General features: G+C 65.2%; 27 protein-coding genes. 12 read left to right on the top strand and 15 right to left on the bottom strand.

Annotation, left to right across the window (positions count from 1 at the left end):
* Positions 1-328 precede the first annotated feature (328 nt).
* On the top strand, positions 329-1,936 hold the full coding sequence (locus tag ACVOLJ_RS15940; RefSeq protein ID WP_481564572.1) for an ATP-binding cassette domain-containing protein: 1,608 nt from the start codon (positions 329-331) through the stop codon (positions 1,934-1,936).
* A gap of 151 nt (positions 1,937-2,087) precedes the next feature.
* On the opposite strand, the gene ACVOLJ_RS15935 is transcribed toward ACVOLJ_RS15940, so the two are convergent.
* Positions 2,088-3,413 carry a GTP-binding protein gene (locus ACVOLJ_RS15935; protein WP_481564571.1) on the bottom strand — a complete coding sequence of 442 codons (1,326 nt, stop codon included), beginning with the start codon at positions 3,411-3,413 and terminating at the stop codon, positions 2,088-2,090.
* A 67-nt stretch (positions 3,414-3,480) separates the two neighbouring features.
* Between ACVOLJ_RS15935 and ACVOLJ_RS15930 the strand changes: the two genes are divergently transcribed.
* The gene (locus ACVOLJ_RS15930; protein ID WP_481564570.1) at positions 3,481-3,852 is read left to right on the top strand and encodes a MerC domain-containing protein; all 372 of its coding nucleotides are present in this window, start codon (positions 3,481-3,483) and stop codon (positions 3,850-3,852) included.
* Positions 3,853-3,941: 89 nt separating this feature from the next.
* On the opposite strand, the gene ACVOLJ_RS15925 is transcribed toward ACVOLJ_RS15930, so the two are convergent.
* Positions 3,942-4,226, bottom strand: a complete 285-nt coding sequence (locus ACVOLJ_RS15925; RefSeq protein WP_475279434.1) for a metal-sensing transcriptional repressor — start codon at positions 4,224-4,226, stop codon at positions 3,942-3,944.
* Between the two features lie 48 nt (positions 4,227-4,274).
* On the opposite strand from ACVOLJ_RS15925, the gene dmeF reads away from it, so the two are divergent.
* The 4 genes from dmeF (at position 4,275) to ACVOLJ_RS15905 (ending at position 7,161) form a co-directional block, all read left to right on the top strand.
* On the top strand, positions 4,275-5,291 hold the full coding sequence (gene dmeF / locus ACVOLJ_RS15920) for a CDF family Co(II)/Ni(II) efflux transporter DmeF (protein ID WP_481564569.1): 1,017 nt from the start codon (positions 4,275-4,277) through the stop codon (positions 5,289-5,291).
* Positions 5,292-5,402: 111 nt separating this feature from the next.
* On the top strand, positions 5,403-5,819 hold the full coding sequence (locus tag ACVOLJ_RS15915) for a hypothetical protein (protein ID WP_475279436.1): 417 nt from the start codon (positions 5,403-5,405) through the stop codon (positions 5,817-5,819).
* A 66-nt stretch (positions 5,820-5,885) separates the two neighbouring features.
* Entirely contained in the window at positions 5,886-6,227 is a 342-nt protein-coding gene (locus tag ACVOLJ_RS15910) for a hypothetical protein (protein ID WP_475279437.1), read from the top strand.
* Positions 6,228-6,318: 91 nt separating this feature from the next.
* The gene (locus ACVOLJ_RS15905; protein ID WP_475279438.1) at positions 6,319-7,161 is read left to right on the top strand and encodes a class I SAM-dependent methyltransferase; all 843 of its coding nucleotides are present in this window, start codon (positions 6,319-6,321) and stop codon (positions 7,159-7,161) included.
* Positions 7,162-7,164: 3 nt separating this feature from the next.
* On the opposite strand, the gene ACVOLJ_RS15900 is transcribed toward ACVOLJ_RS15905, so the two are convergent.
* From ACVOLJ_RS15900 to ACVOLJ_RS15890, 3 genes are all read right to left on the bottom strand, one after another.
* Positions 7,165-8,133: a polysaccharide deacetylase family protein gene (locus tag ACVOLJ_RS15900; protein ID WP_481564568.1), complete on the bottom strand. Its 969-nt coding sequence runs from the start codon at positions 8,131-8,133 to the stop codon at positions 7,165-7,167.
* Positions 8,134-8,221: 88 nt separating this feature from the next.
* Complete coding sequence (locus ACVOLJ_RS15895) at positions 8,222-8,767, bottom strand: RNA 2'-phosphotransferase (RefSeq protein ID WP_481564567.1); 546 nt, start codon at positions 8,765-8,767, stop codon at positions 8,222-8,224.
* 56 nt (positions 8,768-8,823) lie between these two features.
* Positions 8,824-9,468 carry a hypothetical protein gene (locus ACVOLJ_RS15890; RefSeq protein ID WP_481564566.1) on the bottom strand — a complete coding sequence of 215 codons (645 nt, stop codon included), beginning with the start codon at positions 9,466-9,468 and terminating at the stop codon, positions 8,824-8,826.
* 198 nt (positions 9,469-9,666) lie between these two features.
* On the opposite strand from ACVOLJ_RS15890, the gene ACVOLJ_RS15885 reads away from it, so the two are divergent.
* Positions 9,667-10,278: a hypothetical protein gene (locus ACVOLJ_RS15885; RefSeq protein ID WP_481564565.1), complete on the top strand. Its 612-nt coding sequence runs from the start codon at positions 9,667-9,669 to the stop codon at positions 10,276-10,278.
* 4 nt (positions 10,279-10,282) lie between these two features.
* On the opposite strand, the gene ACVOLJ_RS15880 is transcribed toward ACVOLJ_RS15885, so the two are convergent.
* Together ACVOLJ_RS15880 and ACVOLJ_RS15875 are read right to left on the bottom strand one after the other, a co-directional pair.
* Positions 10,283-10,453 carry a hypothetical protein gene (locus ACVOLJ_RS15880; protein WP_202908203.1) on the bottom strand — a complete coding sequence of 57 codons (171 nt, stop codon included), beginning with the start codon at positions 10,451-10,453 and terminating at the stop codon, positions 10,283-10,285.
* A gap of 25 nt (positions 10,454-10,478) precedes the next feature.
* The gene (locus ACVOLJ_RS15875; protein WP_481564564.1) at positions 10,479-11,291 is read right to left on the bottom strand and encodes an alpha/beta fold hydrolase; all 813 of its coding nucleotides are present in this window, start codon (positions 11,289-11,291) and stop codon (positions 10,479-10,481) included.
* Between the two features lie 223 nt (positions 11,292-11,514).
* Here ACVOLJ_RS15875 and ACVOLJ_RS15870 point away from each other — a divergent pair, with 223 nt between their 5' ends.
* Positions 11,515-11,994, top strand: a complete 480-nt coding sequence (locus tag ACVOLJ_RS15870) for a nuclear transport factor 2 family protein (RefSeq protein WP_481564563.1) — start codon at positions 11,515-11,517, stop codon at positions 11,992-11,994.
* Positions 11,995-12,006: 12 nt separating this feature from the next.
* Here the strand turns inward: ACVOLJ_RS15870 and ACVOLJ_RS15865 are convergent, their stop codons facing one another.
* Entirely contained in the window at positions 12,007-12,435 is a 429-nt protein-coding gene (locus ACVOLJ_RS15865) for a hypothetical protein (protein ID WP_481564562.1), read from the bottom strand.
* A gap of 197 nt (positions 12,436-12,632) precedes the next feature.
* Between ACVOLJ_RS15865 and ACVOLJ_RS15860 the strand changes: the two genes are divergently transcribed.
* Positions 12,633-13,040, top strand: coding sequence for an XVIPCD domain-containing protein (locus ACVOLJ_RS15860; RefSeq protein ID WP_481564561.1), 408 nt, complete (start codon positions 12,633-12,635; stop codon positions 13,038-13,040).
* A gap of 32 nt (positions 13,041-13,072) precedes the next feature.
* Here ACVOLJ_RS15860 and ACVOLJ_RS15855 read toward each other — a convergent pair whose 3' ends face one another.
* The 6 genes from ACVOLJ_RS15855 to ACVOLJ_RS15830 form a co-directional block, all read right to left on the bottom strand.
* On the bottom strand, positions 13,073-14,176 hold the full coding sequence (locus ACVOLJ_RS15855; protein ID WP_481564560.1) for a hypothetical protein: 1,104 nt from the start codon (positions 14,174-14,176) through the stop codon (positions 13,073-13,075).
* Positions 14,177-14,217: 41 nt separating this feature from the next.
* A complete protein-coding gene (locus ACVOLJ_RS15850) occupies positions 14,218-14,793 on the bottom strand; it encodes a hypothetical protein (protein WP_481564559.1) in 576 nt (191 codons plus the stop codon).
* A 146-nt stretch (positions 14,794-14,939) separates the two neighbouring features.
* The gene (locus ACVOLJ_RS15845; RefSeq protein WP_481564558.1) at positions 14,940-16,088 is read right to left on the bottom strand and encodes a YncE family protein; all 1,149 of its coding nucleotides are present in this window, start codon (positions 16,086-16,088) and stop codon (positions 14,940-14,942) included.
* Between the two features lie 181 nt (positions 16,089-16,269).
* Positions 16,270-17,283 carry an XVIPCD domain-containing protein gene (locus ACVOLJ_RS15840; RefSeq protein WP_481564557.1) on the bottom strand — a complete coding sequence of 338 codons (1,014 nt, stop codon included), beginning with the start codon at positions 17,281-17,283 and terminating at the stop codon, positions 16,270-16,272.
* 3 nt (positions 17,284-17,286) lie between these two features.
* Positions 17,287-17,916 carry a hypothetical protein gene (locus tag ACVOLJ_RS15835; RefSeq protein ID WP_481564556.1) on the bottom strand — a complete coding sequence of 210 codons (630 nt, stop codon included), beginning with the start codon at positions 17,914-17,916 and terminating at the stop codon, positions 17,287-17,289.
* Positions 17,916-18,842, bottom strand: coding sequence for an XVIPCD domain-containing protein (locus ACVOLJ_RS15830; RefSeq protein ID WP_481564555.1), 927 nt, complete (start codon positions 18,840-18,842; stop codon positions 17,916-17,918). The genes ACVOLJ_RS15835 and ACVOLJ_RS15830 overlap by 1 nt, the downstream gene beginning before the upstream one ends.
* A 285-nt stretch (positions 18,843-19,127) precedes the next feature.
* Between ACVOLJ_RS15830 and ACVOLJ_RS15825 the strand changes: the two genes are divergently transcribed.
* The 3 genes from ACVOLJ_RS15825 to ACVOLJ_RS15815 all read left to right on the top strand — a co-directional run bounded on the left by ACVOLJ_RS15825 (position 19,128) and on the right by ACVOLJ_RS15815 (position 21,863).
* On the top strand, positions 19,128-19,766 hold the full coding sequence (locus ACVOLJ_RS15825; protein WP_481564554.1) for a hypothetical protein: 639 nt from the start codon (positions 19,128-19,130) through the stop codon (positions 19,764-19,766).
* Positions 19,763-21,193, top strand: a complete 1,431-nt coding sequence (locus ACVOLJ_RS15820) for an XVIPCD domain-containing protein (protein ID WP_481564553.1) — start codon at positions 19,763-19,765, stop codon at positions 21,191-21,193. Before ACVOLJ_RS15825 ends, ACVOLJ_RS15820 begins: the two co-directional genes overlap by 4 nt.
* A 157-nt stretch (positions 21,194-21,350) precedes the next feature.
* Entirely contained in the window at positions 21,351-21,863 is a 513-nt protein-coding gene (locus tag ACVOLJ_RS15815) for a hypothetical protein (protein WP_481564552.1), read from the top strand.
* Positions 21,864-21,897: 34 nt separating this feature from the next.
* Here the strand turns inward: ACVOLJ_RS15815 and ACVOLJ_RS15810 are convergent, their stop codons facing one another.
* Entirely contained in the window at positions 21,898-22,134 is a 237-nt protein-coding gene (locus ACVOLJ_RS15810) for a hypothetical protein (protein ID WP_481564551.1), read from the bottom strand.
* Positions 22,135-22,422 lie beyond the last annotated feature (288 nt).

Genomic DNA, 22,422 nt, shown 5'->3' with positions numbered 1-22,422 from the left:
ATGCGTGGATGCCCGGTCCAGTAGATCCACGCCACACGTGGATGCCCGATCCAGTAGATCCACGCCATGCGTGGATGCCCGGTCCAGTAGATCCACGCCATGCGTGGATGCGTGGTCCAGTAGATCCACGCCATGCGTGGATGCCCGATCCAGTAGATCCACGCCATGCGTGGATGCCCGGGCATTCATCCACCGACGCTATACTGCCCACTCATTCCTCCAAGAGGCTCGCGACCAATGCGCCAGTGATGCCGCCGTCTTTGCACTAGACGGCCCGACTCTTCCCGCCCCTGCGCGCAGGGGAGAACCAGGCATCCATGGAGGTCGCATGACTTCGCATTCCCTCACGCTCGACCGCGTGTCCCATCGATTGGCCGATGGCCGGTCGCTGTTTTCCGATCTTTCCTTTTCCTTCGAACCGGTGGCTACCGGCCTGGTCGGTGCCAACGGCGTGGGCAAGAGCGTGCTCGCGCGCCTGCTGGCCGGCCGCCTGTTGCCCGATACGGGCCAGGTGCACAGCAGCGGCCGGGTCTTCCTGCTGCCCACGCCCGGCTACCCGCCGGCCGGCACCGTCGGCGAGCTTGCCGGCGTCGGTGCGGAACTGGCGGCGCTGGCGCGCATCGAAGCCGGCAGCGTCGATGAAGCCGATTTCGCCTGCATCGGCGAGCGCTGGAACCTGCGCGAGCAGTTGCAGCAACAGTGGCAGGCGCTGCGACTGCCACCGGATCTCGACCCGGCACAGCCCGCCGCACGGCTCAGCGGCGGCCAGGTGATGCAGGTCGCGCTGTCCGGCGCGTGGGCCAGCGACGCCGATTGGTTGATCCTGGACGAGCCCAGCAACCATCTCGACGCCCATCACCGCCAGCAGCTGTATGCACAGCTGCAGCAATGGGAGGGCGGCTTGCTGGCCATCAGCCACGACCGCCAGCTGCTGGCGCACATGCAGCAGATCGTCGAACTCGATGCGCGTGGACTGCACCGCTATGGCGGCAACTGGCAGCACTATGCGCAGGCACGCGATGCCGAGCGCGAGGCAGCGGCCACGCAGCTTGAACACGCACGTGCCCAGCACCGGCAGCAGCAGCGCAGCGCGCGTGAACAGCACGAGCGCCAGCAGCAGCGCCAGGCGCGTGGTAACCGCGAGGCGCGTGATGCCAACCAGGCGCCGATCCTGCTCGGCCGGCAGAAGCAACGCGCCGAAGCCAGCCACGGCCGCGCGCAGCAGATCCAGAGCGACCGCCTGCTGGCCAGCGCCACCCAGCTGCGCACCGCCGCCGCCGCAGTGCACGTCGCACCGGAGCTGGCCTTGTTCAGCACGGACGCCGAGCGCGGCCAGGCGCGGCTGCTGCAGGCGCACGACCTGATCCTGCCGCATGGCTGCCAGGCGCCGCTGCAGCTGGAGATCCGCCGCGGCCAGCGCATCGCCGTGGTCGGCGACAACGGCAGCGGCAAGTCGACGCTGCTGCGGGTACTGGCCGGCGAACGCGCGCCACGCAGCGGCGACGTGCAACGGCACGCGCCGCTGGCACTGCTCGACCAGCAACTGCTGGGGCTGGCCGGTGCGCAGAGCATCCTCGACAGCGTGCAGGCAGCACATCCCGGAGCTGATCCCGGCGAGCTGCGCACGCGGCTTGCCCTGCTGGGGCTGGATGCGCAGCGCATCCAGCGTCCCGCCAGCAGCCTCAGCGATGGCGAGCGGGTGAAAGGCGCGCTGGCCACCGTGTTGTATGCCGATCCCGCGCCGCAGTTGCTGCTGCTCGACGAACCCGGCAATGCGCTGGACCTGGCCGCGCTGCAGGCACTGGAAGCACTGCTGGCGGCGTGGCCGGGTGCATTGCTGATGGTCAGCCATGACACCCACCTGCTACACGCACTTCGGCCCACACAGGTGTTGCAGGTCAGTGCCGAAGGCTGGCAGTGGCGGGACGCGCTGTAGCGCCTGGGTAGTTCGACTTCGTCATGCATTCATCCACGCATGGCGTGGATCTACTGTGGATCTGCGCCGTTGAACCCACGCCATGCGTGGGCCCTCTCATCACGCGGATTGCCGGCCATTGGCCGGCAACCCACGCATCTTCATCACCCCCTCAACGCTTCCACACCGGAAACGCCTGCGGCAGCTGCTGCCACAGCAACGGTCCGGCGCGCAGTTCGCTGTCGTTGAGCAGGCAGGCGTCCAGCGCCGAGCGCACCACACGTTCATCCATGTGGACCCCGATCACCACCAGCTCCTGGCGGCGGTCACCCCACAGCGGATGCCACAGCCGCGCCATCGCCGCATGCGCGGTGGCATCTGGAAATTCCTGGACATCGGGCAGCGGCGCGCTCCAGCAATCGGCCTGCTGGCGTGCCCAGCCCAGGTCGCTGTATGGCGGTGGCGTAGGGGGCAGCAATGGCGTGGCGTCTTCCTGGCCGGCACGCACGCGCTCGCGGGCGGCATACCAGAAGCCTGCCGCCTGCGTCCGCGTGGCCGCGCCCACGCTGTTCAACTCGCCCACCCAGTCCATGCGGTTGGCCAGCCAGAACCAGCCCTTGCTGCGGATCACCCCGGGCATGCCCTGCTGCAGCGCACGTGCAAAGCGCGCCGGATGGAACGGGCGCCGCGACCGGTAGACGAAGCTGCCGATACCGTACTCCTCGGTTTCCGGCGTGTGTTCGCCGCGCAGTTCCTTCACCCACCCCGGCGCCTGCTGCGCACGCTCGAAGTCGAAGCGGCCGGTATCCAGCAGTTCGGTCAGCGGCACATCGCCGAAGCGCGACAGCAGCAGGCGCGCGTCGCGGTTCAATCCACGCAGCACGCCCAGCGTGTCCTGCAGCAGATCGTCCTGCATCTGGTCGACCTTGCTGACCACGATCACGTCGGCAAACTCGACCTGTTCGCAGAGCAGGTCCACCACGCCGCGATCATCGTCCGGGCCTGCCTGCTGGCCTCGTTCGGCCAGCCGCAGCGTCGAGCCGAAATCGGCCAGGAACGCACTGCCATCGACCACCGTCACCATCGTATCCAGGCGTGCGATGTCACTCAGGCTGAAGCCCTGCTCATCTCGCACCGCGAAGGTGGCTGCCACCGGCATCGGTTCGCCGATTCCGGTCGATTCAATCAGCAGGTAGTCATAGCGGCCCGCATCGGCCAGCCGGCGCACTTCCTGCAGCAGGTCGTCGCGCAGCGTGCAGCAGATGCAGCCGTTGCTGAATTCCACCAGGGTTTCTTCGGTACGCCGCAGTTCGGCGCCGCCCTCGCGCAGCAGCTGCGCATCGATGTTGACCTCGCTCATGTCGTTGACGATCACCGCCACCCGCAGGCCATCGCGGTTGCGCAGGATCTGGTTGAGCAGGGTGGTCTTGCCGGCACCGAGGAAGCCGGACAGCACGGTGACCGGAAGACGACGGTCGGCGCGGGAAACAGTGTTCATCTGGGGCTGGGTTGGCTGCGGATGGAAATGTTACTGTATAACAATTGCACCGCAAGGAAACCCGTCCATGAAGTCACCCTCAGCCGCCCTGCTCGATGCCGGCGCCGTCGCCCTGTCCAGCCTGTGCCTGCTGCACTGCCTGGCGCTGCCCCTGCTGGCGGCTGCGCTGCCGTTGTTCGGCGCCTGGGCCAAAGCGGAATGGGTGCATCTGCTGTTTGTGGCCATCGCCCTGCCGTTGACCGGCTACGCGCTGTGGCGCGCCGAACGGCGCCATCCGCTGCCGGTGCTGGCCTGGGCAAGCGCGGGCATGGGTCTGGCCCTGCTGCTGGCCGGTGCGCTGGCATTGCCCTCGCACGACTGGGAAACGCCGTTGACCGTCACCGGCAGCCTGCTGCTGGCCGCGACCCACATCTGGAATGCCCGTCATCGGCACGGTTGAAGGCATGCGGTAATGCCGGCCAGCGGCCGGGCGCCTCATGAACTCGGCACGCACCCTGCAGTTGCCGGCCGGCGGCCGGCACTACCGGCCTACTTGCCGTAGCGCCGCAGCAGTTCCACCAGCACCTCGGCTTCGGCCGCCCGCTGCTGCGGATCCTCGGCAGCCACCACATGCTCCTGCAGGTGCTCGTGCAGCAGCTCCATCAGCAGGCTGTGGGCAGCGCCACGCACCGCCGCAACCTGCACCAGCACGTCCGCGCAGTCGCCGGCCTCTTCAGCCGGCGCGCTCAATGCCTGTTCCAGCGCCGCCACCTGGCCGCCGATGCGGCGCACCCGGGTCAGCAGCTGCTTTCGATTGCGATGTACATGGGCCATGGGCGGATCATATACCCTATGGGGGTATCCATCCACCCGACACCTGCCATGCACCTGGACGCCCTCGCCGCTGCCCGCCGCCACGACCATCGCTTCGACGCCGGCAATCCACTGGCCGAACGCAACACCCGCCGCGCGCTGTGGCTCACCGTCAGCATGATGGTGGTGGAGATCGCGGGCGGCTGGTGGTTCAACTCCATGGCCGTGCTTGCCGATGGCTGGCACATGAGTTCGCACGCGTTGGCGCTGGGTCTTTCGGTGTTCGCCTACCGTTGCGCACGGCGCTACGCGCACGACCCGCGTTTCGCGTTCGGCACCTGGAAGATCGAAATCCTGGCCGGCTACACCAGCGCCATCGCCCTGCTCGGGGTAGCGGCGCTGATGGCGGTGCAATCGCTGCAGCGGTTGTGGGTTCCCGCGCCCATCCACTACAACGAAGCCATCGCGATCGCCGTGGTCGGCCTGGGCGTGAACCTGCTCTGCGCCTGGTGGCTGCACGACAGCCCGGGCCATGCGCATCACCATCATGGGCACGGGCATCAGCACGGGCATGGACATGGCCATGCGCACGATCAGCATGGCCATGGGTCAGCCCACGATCACGATCACGATCACGATCACGGCCACGGCCACGGGCAGGACCTCAACCTGCGCTCGGCCTACGTGCATGTGCTGGCCGACGCCGCCACCTCGGTGCTGGCCATCGTCGCCCTGCTCGGTGGCAAGCTGCTCGGCCTCACCTGGCTCGACCCGGTAATGGGTCTGGTCGGTGCGGTACTGGTCACCGTGTGGGCGGTGGGCCTGCTGCGCGACAGCGGCCGCATCCTGCTGGACGCGCAGATGGATGCGCCGGTGGTGGCCGAGGTGCGCGAGGTGATCGAGCAGGGTCCGTGGCCGGCGCGGTTGGCCGACCTGCACGTGTGGCGGGTCGGCCGCGGCAAGTATGCGGTGGCCGCCAGCGTGGTCACCGATGACACCCGCCTGGACGCCGACAGCGTGCGCCAGGCGTTGGCCATCCACGACGAACTGGTGCACGTGACGGTGGAGATCCATCGCAGCGCCTGACACCCGCTGCTTGCGCCGGCCGCCGCGCCAACGGAGTTCTTGCCGAAAATCTGTAGCACGCGCTCCGGTTCGCTGCCTACACTGGCCGCACCTGCCCCGTCGGAACGTCCCATGCACGCGCCCCGCCTGCTGCTGACCGGTGCCTTCCTGCTGCTGGGCGCCTGTTCCGGCGATACCCAGCTGCCGTTCTCCTCCGACCCGATGCTTGGCTGCTTCGCCACCGGCCCGCGCAAGCCCGCCGAGTTCCGCATCGAAAAGGAGGGCGGCCAATACGTTGTCTCGTTCGAACGCGAGGGCCAGTGGCAGCGCGAGCCCAATGCGCTGTACAAGGCCAGCCGCAGCGATATCCAGCAGTACTTCCGCGACGACGCTGACCAGATCGACAGCGCGCTGATCCGCCTGGCCGGTGGCTTCGGCATCTTCCATGTCAAGGAAGGTGCGACGCTGAAGGCCCGCGCACGCGACAGCGACTACATGGCACTGCTGCTGATCGGCGCCGGGCCGGTGTATGCGGTGAAGTGCGAATGATCTGCAAATTTTCTGATGGTCCGCAGCCCACGTCATCCGGATAGTGGATGCTTTGGAGACACCCCCATGCCGCTGTTGCTGCTGCTGGCCTTCGCCCCGCTCGTATCCCTGGGCAGCAACGATCAGGTCGGCAAGAGTGAAGACGGTCATATCCTGGTGATGCGCACCATCGACTGGGAACTGTCTTCCGGCCACGTTGAACAGGTGGTCGTGCACTGGCTGCTGCAGCAGGACGGCAACCTGCGCTATGCGCTGGATCGCCAACCAGCCGCCACGCAGGACGCTCACCGCAGGGCCTGCAGCCAGCAAGGCCTGGCGCCCGCAGAAGGGATCGCGGTCATTCCCGCAGGCACCCCACACGCCTACCACTGCTCCAGCCACGCCGCCGAGGCGCCCGTGGCCGACTGAGCTGCAGCGATGGCCCCTTGAGCTTGGCGCACTGCAGGGCTCACGGCTCGTCGGGTACCATGCCCTCCCCCGCCATGCCCCGGTACCCACCGTGCCCCATTACACCGGCCCCCTGCTGACCCGCGACAGCGCTGACATCCTGCGTCGTGCCCACGACAAGGGCGCAACCGACTGGCAGGGATCGCTCGACCTGGGACGCCGCCAGGAAGCGGTCGGTCTGGATGCCGAGGGTTTCACCTTCCGCGGCCAGCACTACCCGTGGCCGGGCAAGCTGAAGGACCGCACGCTGTACTACTGGGATGGCGAGGATTTCGCACCGATCTCGCGCTTCAGCGGATCGCTGATCAAGCTGGTGCCGACCGAATGGGGCGCCCCCACCTTCGAGATCGACGGCATCAAGATGCTGCCCACCTCGAAACTGTCGCCGTTCGAAGATGCACGCCGCAAGGTGGAACTGGTGGCACCGGCGGGCAAGATCCTGCTCGATACCTGCGGTGGCCTCGGCTACTTCGCCGCCTGTGCACTGGAAGCCGGCGTCGGCCAGATCCAGTCGTTTGAGAAGAACGCCGATGTGATGTGGCTGCGGACGCTCAACCCGTGGTCGCCCGATCCCGACTCGGACGCCGCCGGTGGCCGCCTGCAGTTCCGCCATGGCGACGTGTCGCAGCAGATCGAACAGGTGGCCGGCAACAGTGTTGATGCGATCCTGCACGACCCGCCGCGCTTCGGCATCGCCGGCGAGCTGTACTCGCAGGTGTTCTACAACCACCTCGCGCGCGTCATCCGCAAGGGCGGCCGCCTGTTCCACTACACCGGTGCGCCGAACAAGCTGACCAGCGGCCGCGACGTGCCGCGCGAAGTCGCCACGCGACTGGACAAGGCCGGCTTCAAGGCCGAACTGGCGCTGGACGGTGTGCTGGCCGTCAAGCGCTGAGCCTTACTCGTAATCCACTTTCGCCAGCGTCTTCACCCACTGCGGTACTTCCGGCTCGCCGGCGTAGAACGCCTTGGGCTTGTTCTCGGCCATCGCCCAGCGGTGCAGCCAGCTCGGCCCATAGCGGCCGCTGTAGCCCTCGGCACCGCGCGCATAGGCCGGGTCGCGCACGGCCTCTTCCAGCGACACGAAGCGATAGCCGCGGCGCTTGGTCGCCGCCACCAGCTCGGCGAACGTGGCCGCATTGAGTTCGTTGGCATGCATCAGCCACACCTGCGGCAGCGCATAGCCCAGCAGCGCCTGCGACTGCTGCTCGTAGTAATCCACCTTGTTCAGCATGTACGGCACGTAGCCCTTGCGCAGCCGCGCCAGGGTCGCATCGCGCTCGGCTGAGTCCGGCTGCTCGTTCATCACGTTGGCATAGGCGAACGCCCACACCCACTCACCGTTGTCGACCGTCACCGGCGCAACGCGGTAGCCGTGCTGCTTGAAGAAGGCTTCCATCGCGACCCGGTCTTCCGGCGTACGCCCGGCACGCAGGTAGGGATGGCGCATCCACTGCGGGGTCTGCCCGCGCTCGGCCAGCAGCGGCCGCAGCACCTGCTCGCCGCGCAGGAAATCCGCCTGGAACGCGGCCACGCCCTTGGCATTGAGGTCCATGTGTGACCAGGTGTGATTGCCCAGCGCGTAGCCGGCATCCAGCCAGTCGCGCAGCATCTGCACGCGCGCCGGTTGCACCTGGCCATCCACTTCCAGCTTGTTGCCGTTGACGAAACCGATCACCGGCACATCGGCCTGGCGCAACTGCGCCATCAGCGCCGCGTGGCGTGCCTGCAGATCGGCCGGCACGATCTCGTCCACCCGCGCCCACGGCAGATCATCGATGGTCACCGCAATGCGGCGATCAACCTCGGCGGCGTGGACGGTCAATGACAGCAACAACAGCGGCAACGCACGCAGCAACAGACGCATCGGCACATCCATGGGACGGGGATGCCGTGACTGTAACGCGATTGGGCCTTGCCGCCGAGTGTGCACCTGGCGGCAGCGCCAGAGTGTGTCAGTCGGCGATGTACTGTGGCGGCACGTGGTCGGTCAACCAGACACCATTGGCCGAGCGGTGGAATACGTGCCCATCGGCATGCATGCGGCCGGCGTGCACGCTGAGGATGACCGGCGCACCGCGGCGAGCGCCGACCTGGCGGGCCGTCTCGCGGTCCTGTGACAGATGCACGTGATGGCGCTCGCCCGCACGCAGGCCCTGCTCGCGGATCGAACCGACAAAGCGCGACACCGTGCCGTGGTACAGCCACTGCGGCGGCTGAATCGGCAGCAGGCCCAGATCGACCGTGACCGAATGCCCCTGGTTCGCGCGGATACGCTGGCCATCATCGCTCAGTGCAAAGCGCTGCTTGTTGCAGGCCGCCACGATGTGCTGCAGTCCGGCACGGTCGAGCACCTGCCCGTGTGCAGCCAGCTTCTGCAGCAGTTCGTCGACATTGGCCCAGCCTTGGCCGTCCAGCATCAACCCGATTTTCCCGGGTTCATGGCGCAGCACCAGACTGAGGAACTTGCTGGACTGCTTGGATGAAGTTTCCGTGTTCATCCGCATAGAGTGCCGCAGAAGCACCGGTGGGTGCCAGTCAGCGTCCCGCGCCGGCGTCAGAGCTGGGCCCATTGCGAAGTAATGCGCCACAACCACAGGCCAATCACCATCGCCGCCAGCAGCAGCCCACACAGCACGATGGCCAGCGCGTCAGGCGCGTGCGGCGGCATCAGGTCGGCCCTTGCGAACAGCTGCAGAAGCCATCGCCGCATCGAGGGCGGCGGCGTGTGATCGTCCGGCGCCAGATCTGTCATGCACGCAGCAGGTAGTGCAGTGGTGATGCCCGCCCAGACATGCTCGTACAGCCGCAGCATCGCACCGGCCAGCAGCAGTGCGCCCGCGTGCAGGGCAAGCAGGCCCCACGCGCTGCGGCGCAGCGGTGCGTCAACGTGGTGCACCCAATGCACGCAGACCGACAACGCGCCCAGCAGGGCGAGCATCAGCGTTGCCATCGACAACCAACACAGCGGCTGCCAGTCATCCAGCGCACCGGCACGCGCCAGCAGGTGCTCGGCCACGTACAGGCGCGCGGCCGGGTCAGCGCCACCACAGGCCAGGGTCATCGGTTCCAGCAGCAGACCCACGCGCTGGTGGAAGTAACCTGCGGCCAGGCCGACCGAGAGCAACGCCACAACCTGCAGCAGGAACAGCATCAGGCCTGCGCCGAAGAAGCGCCCAAGGCGGGCAGTGAAGGCGGTCATCGGTGTATCCCCAGCGAGTGACGCGCATGCTAGCCAAGCCACTGGCCGCTGTCGGCTGGCAGATGCGACACCACGGCGCGTGGTGGGCGATCATGGGCGTTCCATTCGGGAGTGTTGAAGATGGTGGGGCTGTATCTGTTCGTGCGGACCGCGCTGCCCGTCATGCTGGGTGGGGCAGTTGCGATAGTCGCCTCGCGCGTGATCACGTCCCGCCTGGCACGCCTGCCCACACGCCAGGTGCCCCTGCCCGAGCGCAGCCTGCTGCCCGGCGCCGCTGCCCAGCGCCGCTACCGCCGCCTGCGCCGACGCCGCCCGAACCTGACGTCCATGACCGTGTCACCGAAAGTGCCACGCACCTGGATTGCGATCGCCCTCGCCGCGATGATCGGCGCGGTGACGCTGGCCGTGTGCGTGATGCCCAACGGCGCCCGCTTCCAGGTGATGGTGGAAAGCATGATGGGCTATCCCGCTACCGTCATCGAGGCTCAGCTACCACCCGCGCAGCAACAGCAGATGCTGGATGCATGGGCGCCGGTACTGCAGCAGGCCGCCCGCCCGGTCACGATGCGCTACCGCCAGACCCGCACCGGGCCGCTGGTGGACGTGCACGACGCAGTGCCGGTGCAGGTGCGTCGCCGTGGCCAGGTGCTGCAGGTGGCCACGGCCCGGCCGATGGATGCGGCCACGCTGCGCGAAGCCCTGCGCGCCTGCGGCGGTCCGCAGGACGTGCCACTCAACATCCATGTGCGCACGCTGGCACCATGGCGCGAGCGTGGCTGGCAAGCGTGGCACCCCGAGCCGATGCCGTAACGCGTCACCCGCGCGGCAGCTTGGCCGCCCACATGTTATCCACCAGGTTCGGGTAGCGACGCCCGTTCTCTTCCGCCCGCTGCCGGGCTGCCGCCTTCTGCGCCTCGCTTAGCGGCTGCGTCTTCTGGCCCTTGGGGTTGGGCTTCTTCCAGGGCGGCGTGCGGGCGGTCGGCATGGGCTGATGATGCAACAGATCGGCGCTACTTCTTCAGGAATTCCAGCAGCGCCAGATTGAAATCATCGGCGTGGCTGGTGTTGCAGCCGTGCGGTGCATTCTTCAGAACCACCACTTCGCTGCCGACGATGGCCGCATGCGTGCGCTTGCCCGAGCCCTCGAACGGCACCGTGGCATCACTGTCGCCGTGCAGTACCAGTGTCGGAACCGTGACCTTCCCAAGGTCCGCCCGGAAATTGGTGGTGGCGAACGCCTTCATGCACCCCAGCGCAGCAGTCTGGTCGGACTGGTGGCACAGCGCGATCGCCGCCTGGCGCTCGTCCTCGCTCACCATCAGCTTTCCATCGGCACTGAAGAAATCGCGGGTGAAGTCGTCGAAGAAAGCCTCGCGGTCCTTCTCCAGCCCCTGGCGCATGGCATCGGCCTTGTCCTGGGTGAGTGGGCCGTCGGGATTGTCCTCGGTCTTCAGCAGATACGGCGGCACTGCGGATGCGAACACCACACTGTGCAGGCGATCCTGGCCATGGTTGCCGATGTAGCGCGCCACCTCGCCGCCCCCCATCGAGAACCCGACCAAGGTGACATCGTGCAGGTCGCGCTCGTCGATCAAACCCGCCAGGTCGGCGGCCAGGGTGTCGTAGTCATAGCCTTCGGCCGGCTTGTCCGAGCGGCCGAAACCGCGCCGGTCATAGCTGATCACGCGGTAGCCGGCATCGCGCAGCAGCGGCACCTGCGGCTTCCACGCATCGGCCGACAGCGGCCAACCGTGAATCAGGATGACCGGGCGGCCGCTACCGCCGGTGTCTTCAATGTGCAGGCGGACAGTAGATGCAGACATGGCAGCTCCTGGGGGAAAGAGGATTTCCAGCCTAGGCAGGCGCAACGCAGCAGCCCGTGATGGAATCGGCATGGGCGCTGACACCGCCTACACAACCGGTAGCGGCGCCTGACTCGCACCCGCCACGGCCAGGTTGGTCGGCCAGTGCCGCGTTTCGTCGCCGGCCCACTCCCCGTGGGCGGTACGCATGGCAGATTGCAGCGATCTTCGATGGAGCCTGCCCATGTTGCTTGCCCTGCCCCTGCTCGCCGCCGCGCTGGCAGCCCCCTCCCTGCCCAGCGACAGCCTGCGCGCGCAGATCCGCGCGGCCGACACGCAGCTGTTTGCCGTGGCCTTCGATACCTGCGACGCCGACAAGGCCGCCGCGATGACCACCGAAGACATGGAGTTCTTCCACGACAAGGATGGAAAATCGGCAAGCAACCGTGACGACTTCCGGCGCAGCGTGGCCACCTTCTGCGAGAACGCACGCAAGGGCGGCTGGCACCTGCGCCGGGAGCTGGTGGACAGCTCGCTGCAGGTGTTCCCGTTGCAGCAGGACCGGGCGCTGGAAATGGGCGATCACCGCTTCCACGAACGCGGCGCCGACGGCGTGGAGCGCTGGGTCGGCCAGGCACGCTTCATCCAGATCTGGCGGCGGGTGGATGGCCAGTGGCTGGCCGAGCGGGTGATCAGCTACGACCATCGGCCGGCGGGAAAATAATCGCCGCGGCCGTCAGCCGCGCGGGTTGCTCACCCGTACCAGCTGCCAGCAGCCATAGCGACGCGCGAACACGTAGTGGCCCTCAGCACCTGCGTCACCGAAGTCCACGCGCTGGCCCCCCTGAGGCAATGGCGTAAGCATGGCCGCCGCACGCAGCGTGGACGCACGCAGGCGCTTCATCCGCGCGGGCCCGGCTTCACGCAGCACCTCGGTAGCCGGCAGCGTGCTGTCCGCATTGTCCGCCGCATAGGCCGGCGTCTCGTACTCCAGCGGGTCGGCGGTGTAGCGCAGACGCACCCGGTCGTCAGCGGGATCGGCAAAGCGGTGCAGGAACGATTCGAAGTGCTGCGACGGACAACCGGGATCGTCCAGTTCCGGCGGCGCGGCCGGCGGCTCAGCGGCAGCCACCGCAGCGGCCCAGCCCAGCGCGGCCAACCCCATCCACGGCTGCGCGAGCCGCTTTCCCCTTGCGCACATCCTCTCCACCCCGGGTATCCCCCTGCGTACGTGCCTGTATCCGACGCCATCCCCTGCGTCGCCCGGGACAGGCTAGCAACAAAGCCATTTCCAGCGCAGCCGATGCGCGCTTTACACTGGGCGCATCAGGCCACCCGGCACCGGCCGCACGGAGCAAACCGATGACCCCCGACCACCCCGTCTACCCCCTCCACCAGCAGATCCGCCAGGGCGTGGCGACGCTGGACGAACAGCATGGCCGCAGCTTCGACAGCACCAGCGAGAACCTGACCGCGAGCCTGACCGTAAAGGCCCGTGAACAGGGCCTGGAGCGCGCCGACCATGTACTGGTCAGCAATGCCACGGCAAACCATCCGGCCGGGCACAACATCTTCGTGGTGCAGGGCGACCCGGCCAACCCGGCCCACCTGCGCGCGATGCTGCCCACGGCCGAGGCCGCGCAGACGCCAGCCGAGCAGTCGCTGCAGAAGCTGGGCGCTGCCCCGCCACAGCCGGCCATGGGCCTGCAGGCCGAACAGCAGGTGCGCGAGCAGGAACAACAGCAGAATTCCGCGCACCGGCTGGGCTGAGGCGGGCAGCCGCCAGCCATCTCGGCATTCAATCAGCCCATTCGCGGCTGGGACTGCTGCGTCTGCTGCTGCACCTGATCCTCCTGCGCCACGAGACTGGACGCGCGGCTCTGATGCTGCACGCTGGCTTGCTGATACACCTCTTCCACGGTGCCCTGCCGGGCATCGTCCAGGGAAAGCCGCTGGCGGTTCGCGGCCGGGTCCGGCGAGGCTGTTTCACCCGTGCGCTGCAGGAATACATAGCCTGGTGAATCCGGCGCACCGCCGCTGCTGAAAGCCACCTGCAGCGCGTCCCGTTCGGTGTAGCCGACCTGCACCGCCAAGCGCGTCAGATGGCCTGCCAGCAGCTCAGGCTGCTGGCCCGCCGGCAGCCCCTGACGCTCGGCCGCCTCGCCCAGTGCCGCGCGCACCCGCTGGTCCAACGGATGCAATGCGTCACCCGGCACACGTGCATCGCTGGCCAACCGCTCACCGCTGCGCTCGCCGGCTTCGTCAACCTCGCTCAGCAGGCGCTGCGTTCGGGTGCGGTCGGGCATCGGGTGGGTTTTGGTGCCATTGAGTTCACTCTTCGGGAACGGCGGATCGATGCTGTCCACGCCGTGGATGTTGCGCAACGGGCGGTAGCCATCCTTGCCCTCGCCGCGGCTCTCCAGCGGGATGCGAACGTCAGGCAGAAGCTGGCCAAGCGCGCCTCCCATTGCATTCACATCGATGCTCTTCTTGCGTTGGATGCCGGCGTGGTTCAAAGCGTCCCAGGTGAAATCCACGCAGTTGTGGCGCACGTCCTGGTAGTGCTTGCTGAAGCCGAATTTCTCCGGATCCGAGCCGAAGGCTTCAAGCTTCCTGTATTGCTCCTCGCTGATTTCGAGGGTGCGGGTGTGGCGTGGGTCTTTGTAGACGTCGACATCGTCTTCCACGATCCCGCCCGCGCCGTTCATGCTGCCATGCTCCTTGGGAGCAAATCCGAAGCTCTTCGGAAGCTGCCCCGGAGCATGCAGAACGTAGAACATGTGGCCCGGCGTGGAGGTCTGGGGAACGCCGTTTTCATCGACCACCTGCTTGCTCGTCTTCGGGTCCATCAAGGGTGTGCCCGGTGCGGCAATGACAATGTCCAAGGTGTAGCGCGGCTTATCCATAAGAGAATTCCATCATTCCTTCCAAGGGTTTCAGAGGTAGGCTACTTTCCAGGCGGTCGCGCAGCATGAACCTGCAAACGGGCGGAATAGCCCTGAAGTTCCGGTGTAGCTTGTACGGTTTGAACCTGTACGCGATATCGGGTGTTTGGCTGTAGCGGCAGGGCAACCACGCTCAGCAGATACTCGCCGTCGCTCCCCATGTGTGGCGATGTGTAGCGCCAGTCACTTGATGCGTGCCACTCAGGAAGTGACTTTCCTGCATTGAGCACGCCAGCCTGATAGCTGTCGTAGGTAGCAACTTCGTTCCACGCACCCGCATTCCATTGCTGCAGGATCACCTTGAACGGAATCCTCAATGCGCTCACGCTGGGCTCGTTGTCCCTGACCGGCCCCTGCCGCTGCAATTCCAGCTCCACCGCGTAGGTACGGTACGGAATGAAATTGCGCTCGTTCATTTCAAATTCGAACCGCACCTCCTGACCGGGCTGGTCCACAGCGATCGGCTGGGTCAGATCCAGCGGTTCTGCAGGCTCGGGAGCGCGGCTGGAGCAGGCGCCCAGCCCGGCGCCCGCGATAATGAACAGGCCAACGCGCAGCCAACGGTGAATTCGCAACATGTTCCCGACCCTTTGGCTCCCTGCCGTGGGCTTCAACACTAGCTGCTGCATCGTGGGTGCTGCAAGCGAGCACAAAGGAAAAAGGCAGGGTCTGCACCCTGCCTCTTCCCCACAGATGGCCGCCGGGCATGACCCGGCGCCAACGATTACAGCTGGATACGCGCCACGCTCTCTTCCGAGCCCTTGGCATCCTTCTCGCCGTTCTTGATGCTCACATACAGCACGTTGTTCTTCGCATCCAGCGCCAGGCTGTTCGGATGCGTCGGCACGGTGTAGGTGGCCACCTTCTGGTAGCTGTCGCTGTTGTACGCGGTCACGGTACCGGCTTCGCGGTTGGTCACGTACAGGCGCTTCCGCGGTGCATCCAGCAGGATGCCCAGCGGGCCGGCGTCGGTGGGGATGCTGGCCAGTTCCTTGCCATTGCTGCGGTCGAGTACCAGCACGCGCTGGCCCGGGTGCTTGCTCACCAGCCCGCTGCTCTTGGCCTGATAGCCACGCAGCATTTCCGAGCCCTGATCGGTCACGAACAGGCGCTTGCCTGCCGGGTCCAGCGCGATGTTCATCGGCTGCTCGGCGGCAATCTTGTGCTGCGCCACCACCTTGTTCGAATCGGTACCGACCACCACCAGATCGGCCAGCAGGTTGCTGGTGTACACGCGCTTGTTGGCCGCATCCAGCGCCAGGCCCGGCGCCTTGGCATTGCCCAGGCCGTCGATGGTGTTGATCACCTTCAAGGTGTTGGTATCGATCACGAACAGCACGCTGCTCACGTCCGGCTGGCTGCTGTGGCCGGTCACGTACAGGCGATTGGCGGCGCTGTCGACCACCAGCTCGCGCAGGTCGTGGGTGTAGGCGGGCTTGCCGTCCTTGCCGGCCTTCTTCTCCATCAGCTGCACGGTGCCGATGGCCTTGTTCTGCGCGGTATCGACCACGGTCACCGACAGGTCCACGGTGTTGCCCACGTACAAGCGGTTGTGGGCGTCATCGAGCACCACGCCGAACGCCTTGCGCTCCAGCGGGATGCGGGTTTCCACCGCCAGCGTGGCCGGATTCAGGCGCAGCACCTGGGCCGGACCGGCGTCATCGCCGAAGCCGCCGGAGGAGGCGACGAACACGGCATTCTGCTTCGGGCTGTACGCCAACTCGTACAGGCCCTGGGCGACGGCCTGGCGCTGCACGGCGGTGGCGGGGCTGGTGGCGGGGGCCGCATCAGCGGCGAATGCGGTCGGGGCACCGAGGCTCAGCGACACGGCGACGGCCAGCGCGGCCGAACGGAAAAAAGAATTGCGGATCATGCGAGCGTCCTTCAATGGGCACGGAGGGTGTCCTGGCTCGCGGGGCCGTTCTTCGACGGCCCGGCCCTGCATCTGTCTGCGCGGGGTGGGGCTGGCTGGGTAGCGCGGGAATGGTAGCAGGTGGGGGCCGTGGCGTCCGCCTGGGGTGGCGTGGCGGACGCTCGGTTTCGTGCAGCAGCGGCTACACCATGCGCGGGGCGTTGGTCTGGGCCAGCTGCTGTTCTTCCAGCTGCCGCTGGGCATCGCGCTGCGGCTGCGCCTGCGCCAGCTGCTCGATGCGCTCGAACGATGCGGCTACTGGCGTCTGCGCCGCAACGTCTGCTGCAATGCTGGCGCGCTGGTGCGCCGGGTCGTTGCGATCGCCCTGCACGATGAACAGGTTCGGGGCAGCATCGCCACGGCGCTCACCCAGCAGCACGTCATCCACGCGGGCGAACTGCTGCTCCTTGGAGAGGGCGAGCAGGCTGGCACTGACGTTGCCGGTGTCTGCGCCGAAGGTATCCATGGCAGCCACGCGCTCGTGAATCTGATTCAGGCGTGGATTGTCGGCGTGGCTGGGATCGCCCGGCGTACCGCTCCAGGCCAGGGCATCCGCACGGGCGGGATCATTGATATCTGTGGACCAGCGCTGTATCGCATTGGTCTGCACGGGCATCGGCTTCCATTCTTCCCGGTCCAGCTCACTGCCTTTCACCTGCGGCCGGATGCTCTGCACAGGTTCGATGTTGTCCAGCACCTTCAACGTGCCTTCATAGGTCTTGAACTCGCCGAAAATGGTGTTGCCGTGAATGCCGGCATGGTTCAAGGCGCCCCAGGCGAAGTCAACGCAGGAGTTGGACGCGAGGTTGTAGTTGTCCTTGTCGAAACCGTGTTTTTCCGGGGCTTCGGCAAACTCAATGATCTTGTCGTACTGCGACTTGGCAATCTCGATCGTGCGCTGATAACGCGGATTCTGGTAGACCTCCAGATCGTGCTCGTCGACCTCCCCGCGGCTCTTGCCATCAGGACCGATTCTTCGGGTGAAGCCAAAGCTCAAGGCATCTTCGCCCTTCCCCACCCGATCAAGGGAGAGATACATGTGACCGACCTGGGAGTCATCGAGATCAATCTCCTTCCCCGCACGCATGCCCTTGCGTTGTGTGCCGGGTGCGGCAACATGGATGGTTACGGTGTAGCGATCCTGTGCGTCCTGCATGATTTACTTTCCTAACGAGTAGTACGCGGCAATGAACTCGGGTTGCAGATCTTTCAGATCCGGACGATCTTCCAGAAGATCAAGCGTTACACGGTAGCGACCCGCATCAATCAGCCCCGCATCCGCGATCTGCAACATCAGGTAGAACACGTCTTTCGATTTCAGCCCTGCCTGTTCCAGCGGATAGCTGTCCACGCCGCCGGGGCTCAGGCGCTCGACATAGCCGCCTTCAGGAAGCACCTGCATGCTTCGGCCTCCGCCCGAGGGCCTGGATAGTGGGATGACCTTTGCGCCGGAGCCATCCAGGCGTTGAAGCACAATCCGCGCCTGCAAAACCCCTTGCCTCAGGTTTTCAGTGGCTTCCGACACCGGCTTCTGTTCGGCCCCATGCAGCCTGAGCCCAAGCTTCAGCCACGGCATCTGCGGGTCAACCACCGCCGGCGCATCAAAAGTCACATCCACAATCCGCCCCGCCTTGTCCAACCGTATGCCCCGCGTGAACGGCACCTCGGTGCGTGCATCGGCCTCGGCGCGGGTCAATAGCTTGGGCGGTTCGGGCTGCGACGAAGACAGGCCGCAGCCAACCAGCAGCGACAGTACGGCCACCGCGCCCAGCACGTGCAACGGCCGCATCACTGCTCTTTCAACCGCAGCGAATCGGCCACATCGGTCTGCGCCGCCACCTCGGTGGCGATGCTGGCGCGGCGATGCCCCGGGTCATCGCGGTCGCCCTGCACGATGAAGATGCTCTCGGCCTCATGGCTGCTTTTGGTGGGCCGACTCAGCAACACGTGGTCCACGCGCGACAGGTTGTTCTGCTTGGCCAGCACCAGCAGGCTGGCGCTGATGCGCTGGCTGGTGTCATCGAACGTGCGCCCGTGTGCGGCGTCCAGCTCGGCCACTTTCTGGATCAGCTGCGCGAACAGCCGGTGATCCGGGTGCGAGGGGTCCAGCAGCGTACCGGCCACTTCCATCGGGCTGGGCGGCGGCTCGTGGCTCGGGCGACCGCCGTCGCGGTGCAGCTCGGCCTCGCGTTCGGGCATCGGGTGGTGCTGTTCGCCATTCAACTCACTCGCTGGTAACGGCGCCGCAATGCACTGGATTTCCGGCAGATTGAACAGCACCGCAAACTCGCCCAGGTCGCTGCCACCGTCCAGCGGTGCCGGCTGCGAATGCAGGCCGGCATAGTGCAGCGCGGCCCAGACGAAATCGCTGCAGCGATTGATTGTGGCCGGGCGATCGACATCGAAACCGAACTCGGCCGGCTCCTCGGCGAAATCGCGCAGGCAGCCGTAGTGCTCCTCGCTGATCTCCAGCGTGCGGCTGTAGTACGGGTCACGGTGCTCGTCGGCGTCGTCGTGTACAACCTCGGCGTACTGCACACCTGCAGTCGCCTCACCCGGCGGCAGGCGCGGCGGTGCGAAACCGTAGCTGTGCGTTTCTTCACCTGCAGTCGTCTGGAAATACATGTGGCCGCGCGGTGAGCTGCCGCCGCTTTTCAGCGGGGTGCCGGGTGCGGCCAGAAAGAGGGTCACCGTGTAGCGTGTTGCTTGCTCCATGCCTGCTCAGCCTTGTTGGGTACTGCGGTCCTGGCCGGATGATCGCATAGGTGGGTTGGCGGACAGGTGGAGGCGGCCTGGGTGACGGGATTGGCTTGCTGAATGTGTGAACCAGCGTGCAGTACCAGCGCCCCCACAGGCTCGCGGGTGGAGCGGCCTGAGACGCCGCCGTATAGTGTCCGGAACGCTGCAATGGACTTGCTGATGGGTACTCAATCCCCGAGGGACGTGGCCCCGCCTCGCTCCGCTCCCGCCGTGCTGGATCGGACGCACCGAGCTCGCTCGATGTTCCATGTGGCCCGAGCCGCAGCGGCTGTCGGCCTCTCAACGCTGCTCGTACTGTCCTCGGCATGTGCACGCGTGTCGGATGGTCCTGCCAGCGATGCAATGCCTGACCCGCTGAACCGTCGTCCAACCGCCATCCCCATGGCCGAGCTGCAACAACGGATTATTGCCTACGCCGATTCGCTGAAAACACGAGCGGATATCAGCCCGGAAAAGTTCAGCGCGGCTATCGGCGTCACTCTGGTTCCGGACCAGAAAGTCAGCATCAGGCGTGTTGCCAAGGATCTGGTGCTGGAAGAAGGCTACAACTACGCCGCCTCATACTTTTCCACGGAATCGGCGAGGGAGTTTCCACGTCACGAGGTTGCTTTCTATCAAATGGGCAAGCCATCGGCGACGGAAGCTCCGGATGGCGTGTGCTACTGGGATGCGGACAGCGCGGGACGCGCCCTGGAGAGACTCGGCTACAAGGGCGGCAAGGAAGCGCCGTTCCAGCGAGGTGCTATCAGGCAGTACTGGCGCCCCATCGACAATGGGAAGCAGGGCATGGACACCAGCCTTCTGACCTATCCGTCCAGCGAAGGAGAGGGCGCAAGAGCCTGCGTCTATGCGGTGCAGTTCACAGGAGGTGACGAATGAGCAAGATTGAATCGGCGATCGAGCCCTTGTTGGCCGATCTGCATTTGGACAAGCGCCTGCCGCAGGGAGCAGAGGACACGATCCGTCGTGCTATCGAAGGATCCCCATACCTCAATCATCTTCTGGCGAACGCAGCGAATGACAGGCATGTCGCACGGATTGCTGTTTCCTATGGCCATCACAATGGCGGCCACTTCCAGGATGGCTCGGAAGGAAATCCGCCAACGATCTTCATCAGTGCCTCGAACTTCCAGGCTTTCAAGGGTGGCCGACTTGAAGAACGACTCACCGAAGTGCTCGGCCACGAAACAATGCACGGCATCCTCGCCAAGGAGCGCAGGGCGGCGTTGAAGGAATTCGAAGAGACCTATAGTGAGGAACTCATTGCCGCCAATGATTCCCGATCTGGCTCAGTGAATCTGACCGAGCCGGTACGCAAGTATCTTGACAAAGGGCGTCAGGATGAAGCGCTGTCGGAGGTTTCTGGCCTGCGTGCGCTCGATAGTCGCCTCAGAAATCTGAATCCAACACTGGATGACGGCAGGCTGGAGGCAATGCTTGCGAACCGCTCACTGTCCCGCTGTGTTCAGAATGAGGGCAGTACCAGAGCGCTTGCGGACGGAATCTCGTATCACGCGCTTGCCCATCGTCCCAACAACGACGGAATGCAGCTGACAAAGGCCATCGAGCAGTGCTTTTACGATGGCAACGCCACGCTGGGAAGGCATGGCGATTCAGACTACCGGAACTACTACGGCACGTACCCGCTGTCGGTTATCGGAACAGGCCATTCGTTCTTGGCCGAAGGTCGGCAACCGCCCTCCATCCGCATCGATCTTCAGGAGTTGGGCTTGAACCCGCAGCAGCTTGAGCGCAATGGCCTCAATCTTGGCAGCGCCAAAGTCCTGCCGATTGGCGATTTTGGAAAGGACGGGCTGGGCTGGGTGGAACTGAATAACACGGGCAGCGCCTTCACTCCCCCACCCCCGACCGTGGACGCTGCGGGAACGCACGCTCCGTCTGCGAGCATGTTGACGCCTGCCGACCAGGCTCTGTTGGAACAGATCCGCGGCAAGGTAGAGGCTCTGGACAAAGCAAACGGCCGCGCCTTTGACGAGACCAGCGAGCGCATGTCCGCCAGTCTGCTGGCACGCGCAAAGGATGCGGGCATCACCCAAGCCGACCATGTCGTACTGAGCAAGCAGACAGCGAACTCGCCGGGAGCGCAGAACATCTTTGTCGTGCAGGGTGAGATGTCCGATCCGGCGGCACTGCGTACGCACATGGCTACGACAGAAGCCGCGCAGCGGCCGGTGCAGGAGAGCTTGAACCAGGTTGAGGCGATTGGTCAGCGGCAGGCGCGTGAGCAGCCGACAGAGCTGCAGCGTACCCAGGAGCAGCAGCGGGTTTCGGCACTGTCGATGTAGCTCACTCCGCCTGGCGAGGCGCACGGTGACGGCACCGAGCGTCTCTCCTTTCTCCTCATAGGGCGCGGTTGCACGGCTCGGCTGACTCCCCATAGCGCCATTTCACGTTGTAGATGGCCGCTTCCGTCCATACCAATGCCAGCTTCAGGAAAAGACAATGCCCATTGAGTTCAGACCGGATTCCAATTCGGCATTCGATGCCTCAAGCGCGGTGAGAATTTCCTTCCCAAGGGTTCTACCCGCCACCCTGTCCAACGGAAGCGAAGTCATTGAATACCAATACACGTTCCGTCATGACGGAGCGCGGATTTCATCGCTTGGCATCTTTGGTACTGAAGCGATCTCGGTTCACGAAAACGGGCGCGAGCGGACTTATACGTTGGACCTGAGCACCATTGAAGTACTGAAATCGATCATGCAATTCAAAGGCAAGATTGGAAATTACGAAGAACCTTCTTCGTTCATCCGTGCTGTCGCGCAGGGGCTGCTGAATGTCTTTTCCAATCAACCCAGCGCTTTTGAAAGAACTCGCTACATCGCTGTAGCGCGGGTCGATTCGTTAATCCAATTCGGCATCGGGACACATGAAGAGAGCCTGCAGATACGCAATGGGGAAGTCATGCTGGCCAGCCTGCTTGTACCGCAGAAGCAGGCACAGATTGTGGAATAGATGCTTGAAATCCACCACAGGCTAGCTGACGCTCTTAACTCAGTTTGCGCAAAGTGATACCGAGTACCAGTTCGCGCTCTATCGTGGCGATGACCGCGTTGGAGGACTTGGCTTTGAAGGGTGAGATGAACTTTCCGATATCGAAGGACGACGTATCAGAACCGTCTTCTTCGACTTGAGAAGCTCGTCGGTGATCAAATCGATGTTGGACTACAAAGTCACCCTGGGCAGTAGCGATGATGACTTCGTCTACGTTGAGGGCCTCGCCCAAGGGCTTGTCCTTTCCTGTGCTGGCCGTATCGACGATGGAGAAGCACTGCACTACGCGGCAATTTCAACGTTGAGCGGGCTGGTTGACGCAGGCGTTGCTGTTCCAGACAGAGCGGTTCAACCCGATGGCGTCGCTGTTCTGGCGTACGAAACCAGCATTGCCACTTTGGATTCAAACGCCAACAGTTCAGCTCCGTGTCAATACTCATGGCGCCGGACGCCGCATTCAGCCTGTACATGCCGCCACCTTGAAGACGGGTAGCCATGAAGGCCTGGACTGACCGAACCC

The sequence above is a fragment of the Stenotrophomonas sp. STEN046 genome (assembly GCF_056759755.1).
The sequence above is the reverse complement of the archived record's forward strand: the minus strand, read 5'-3'. Positions and strand labels throughout refer to the sequence as shown.

What these genes read in the sequence shown, in the direction of transcription:
- ACVOLJ_RS15940 (WP_481564572.1), top strand. Translation starts at nt 329, where the DNA reads ATGACTTCGCATTCCCTCACGCTCGACCGCGTGTCCCATCGATTGGCC.
- ACVOLJ_RS15935 (WP_481564571.1), bottom strand. Translation starts at nt 3,413, where the DNA reads ATGAACACTGTTTCCCGCGCCGACCGTCGTCTTCCGGTCACCGTGCTG.
- ACVOLJ_RS15930 (WP_481564570.1), top strand. Translation starts at nt 3,481, where the DNA reads ATGAAGTCACCCTCAGCCGCCCTGCTCGATGCCGGCGCCGTCGCCCTG.
- ACVOLJ_RS15925 (WP_475279434.1), bottom strand. Translation starts at nt 4,226, where the DNA reads ATGGCCCATGTACATCGCAATCGAAAGCAGCTGCTGACCCGGGTGCGC.
- dmeF (WP_481564569.1), top strand. Translation starts at nt 4,275, where the DNA reads ATGCACCTGGACGCCCTCGCCGCTGCCCGCCGCCACGACCATCGCTTC.
- ACVOLJ_RS15915 (WP_475279436.1), top strand. Translation starts at nt 5,403, where the DNA reads ATGCACGCGCCCCGCCTGCTGCTGACCGGTGCCTTCCTGCTGCTGGGC.
- ACVOLJ_RS15910 (WP_475279437.1), top strand. Translation starts at nt 5,886, where the DNA reads ATGCCGCTGTTGCTGCTGCTGGCCTTCGCCCCGCTCGTATCCCTGGGC.
- ACVOLJ_RS15900 (WP_481564568.1), bottom strand. Translation starts at nt 8,133, where the DNA reads ATGCGTCTGTTGCTGCGTGCGTTGCCGCTGTTGTTGCTGTCATTGACC.
- ACVOLJ_RS15895 (WP_481564567.1), bottom strand. Translation starts at nt 8,767, where the DNA reads ATGAACACGGAAACTTCATCCAAGCAGTCCAGCAAGTTCCTCAGTCTG.
- ACVOLJ_RS15890 (WP_481564566.1), bottom strand. Translation starts at nt 9,468, where the DNA reads ATGACCGCCTTCACTGCCCGCCTTGGGCGCTTCTTCGGCGCAGGCCTG.
- ACVOLJ_RS15880 (WP_202908203.1), bottom strand. Translation starts at nt 10,453, where the DNA reads ATGCCGACCGCCCGCACGCCGCCCTGGAAGAAGCCCAACCCCAAGGGC.
- ACVOLJ_RS15875 (WP_481564564.1), bottom strand. Translation starts at nt 11,291, where the DNA reads ATGTCTGCATCTACTGTCCGCCTGCACATTGAAGACACCGGCGGTAGC.
- ACVOLJ_RS15870 (WP_481564563.1), top strand. Translation starts at nt 11,515, where the DNA reads ATGTTGCTTGCCCTGCCCCTGCTCGCCGCCGCGCTGGCAGCCCCCTCC.
- ACVOLJ_RS15865 (WP_481564562.1), bottom strand. Translation starts at nt 12,435, where the DNA reads ATGGGGTTGGCCGCGCTGGGCTGGGCCGCTGCGGTGGCTGCCGCTGAG.
- ACVOLJ_RS15860 (WP_481564561.1), top strand. Translation starts at nt 12,633, where the DNA reads ATGACCCCCGACCACCCCGTCTACCCCCTCCACCAGCAGATCCGCCAG.
- ACVOLJ_RS15855 (WP_481564560.1), bottom strand. Translation starts at nt 14,176, where the DNA reads ATGGATAAGCCGCGCTACACCTTGGACATTGTCATTGCCGCACCGGGC.
- ACVOLJ_RS15850 (WP_481564559.1), bottom strand. Translation starts at nt 14,793, where the DNA reads ATGTTGCGAATTCACCGTTGGCTGCGCGTTGGCCTGTTCATTATCGCG.
- ACVOLJ_RS15845 (WP_481564558.1), bottom strand. Translation starts at nt 16,088, where the DNA reads ATGATCCGCAATTCTTTTTTCCGTTCGGCCGCGCTGGCCGTCGCCGTG.
- ACVOLJ_RS15840 (WP_481564557.1), bottom strand. Translation starts at nt 17,283, where the DNA reads ATGCAGGACGCACAGGATCGCTACACCGTAACCATCCATGTTGCCGCA.
- ACVOLJ_RS15835 (WP_481564556.1), bottom strand. Translation starts at nt 17,916, where the DNA reads ATGCGGCCGTTGCACGTGCTGGGCGCGGTGGCCGTACTGTCGCTGCTG.
- ACVOLJ_RS15830 (WP_481564555.1), bottom strand. Translation starts at nt 18,842, where the DNA reads ATGGAGCAAGCAACACGCTACACGGTGACCCTCTTTCTGGCCGCACCC.
- ACVOLJ_RS15825 (WP_481564554.1), top strand. Translation starts at nt 19,128, where the DNA reads ATGTTCCATGTGGCCCGAGCCGCAGCGGCTGTCGGCCTCTCAACGCTG.
- ACVOLJ_RS15820 (WP_481564553.1), top strand. Translation starts at nt 19,763, where the DNA reads ATGAGCAAGATTGAATCGGCGATCGAGCCCTTGTTGGCCGATCTGCAT.
- ACVOLJ_RS15815 (WP_481564552.1), top strand. Translation starts at nt 21,351, where the DNA reads ATGCCCATTGAGTTCAGACCGGATTCCAATTCGGCATTCGATGCCTCA.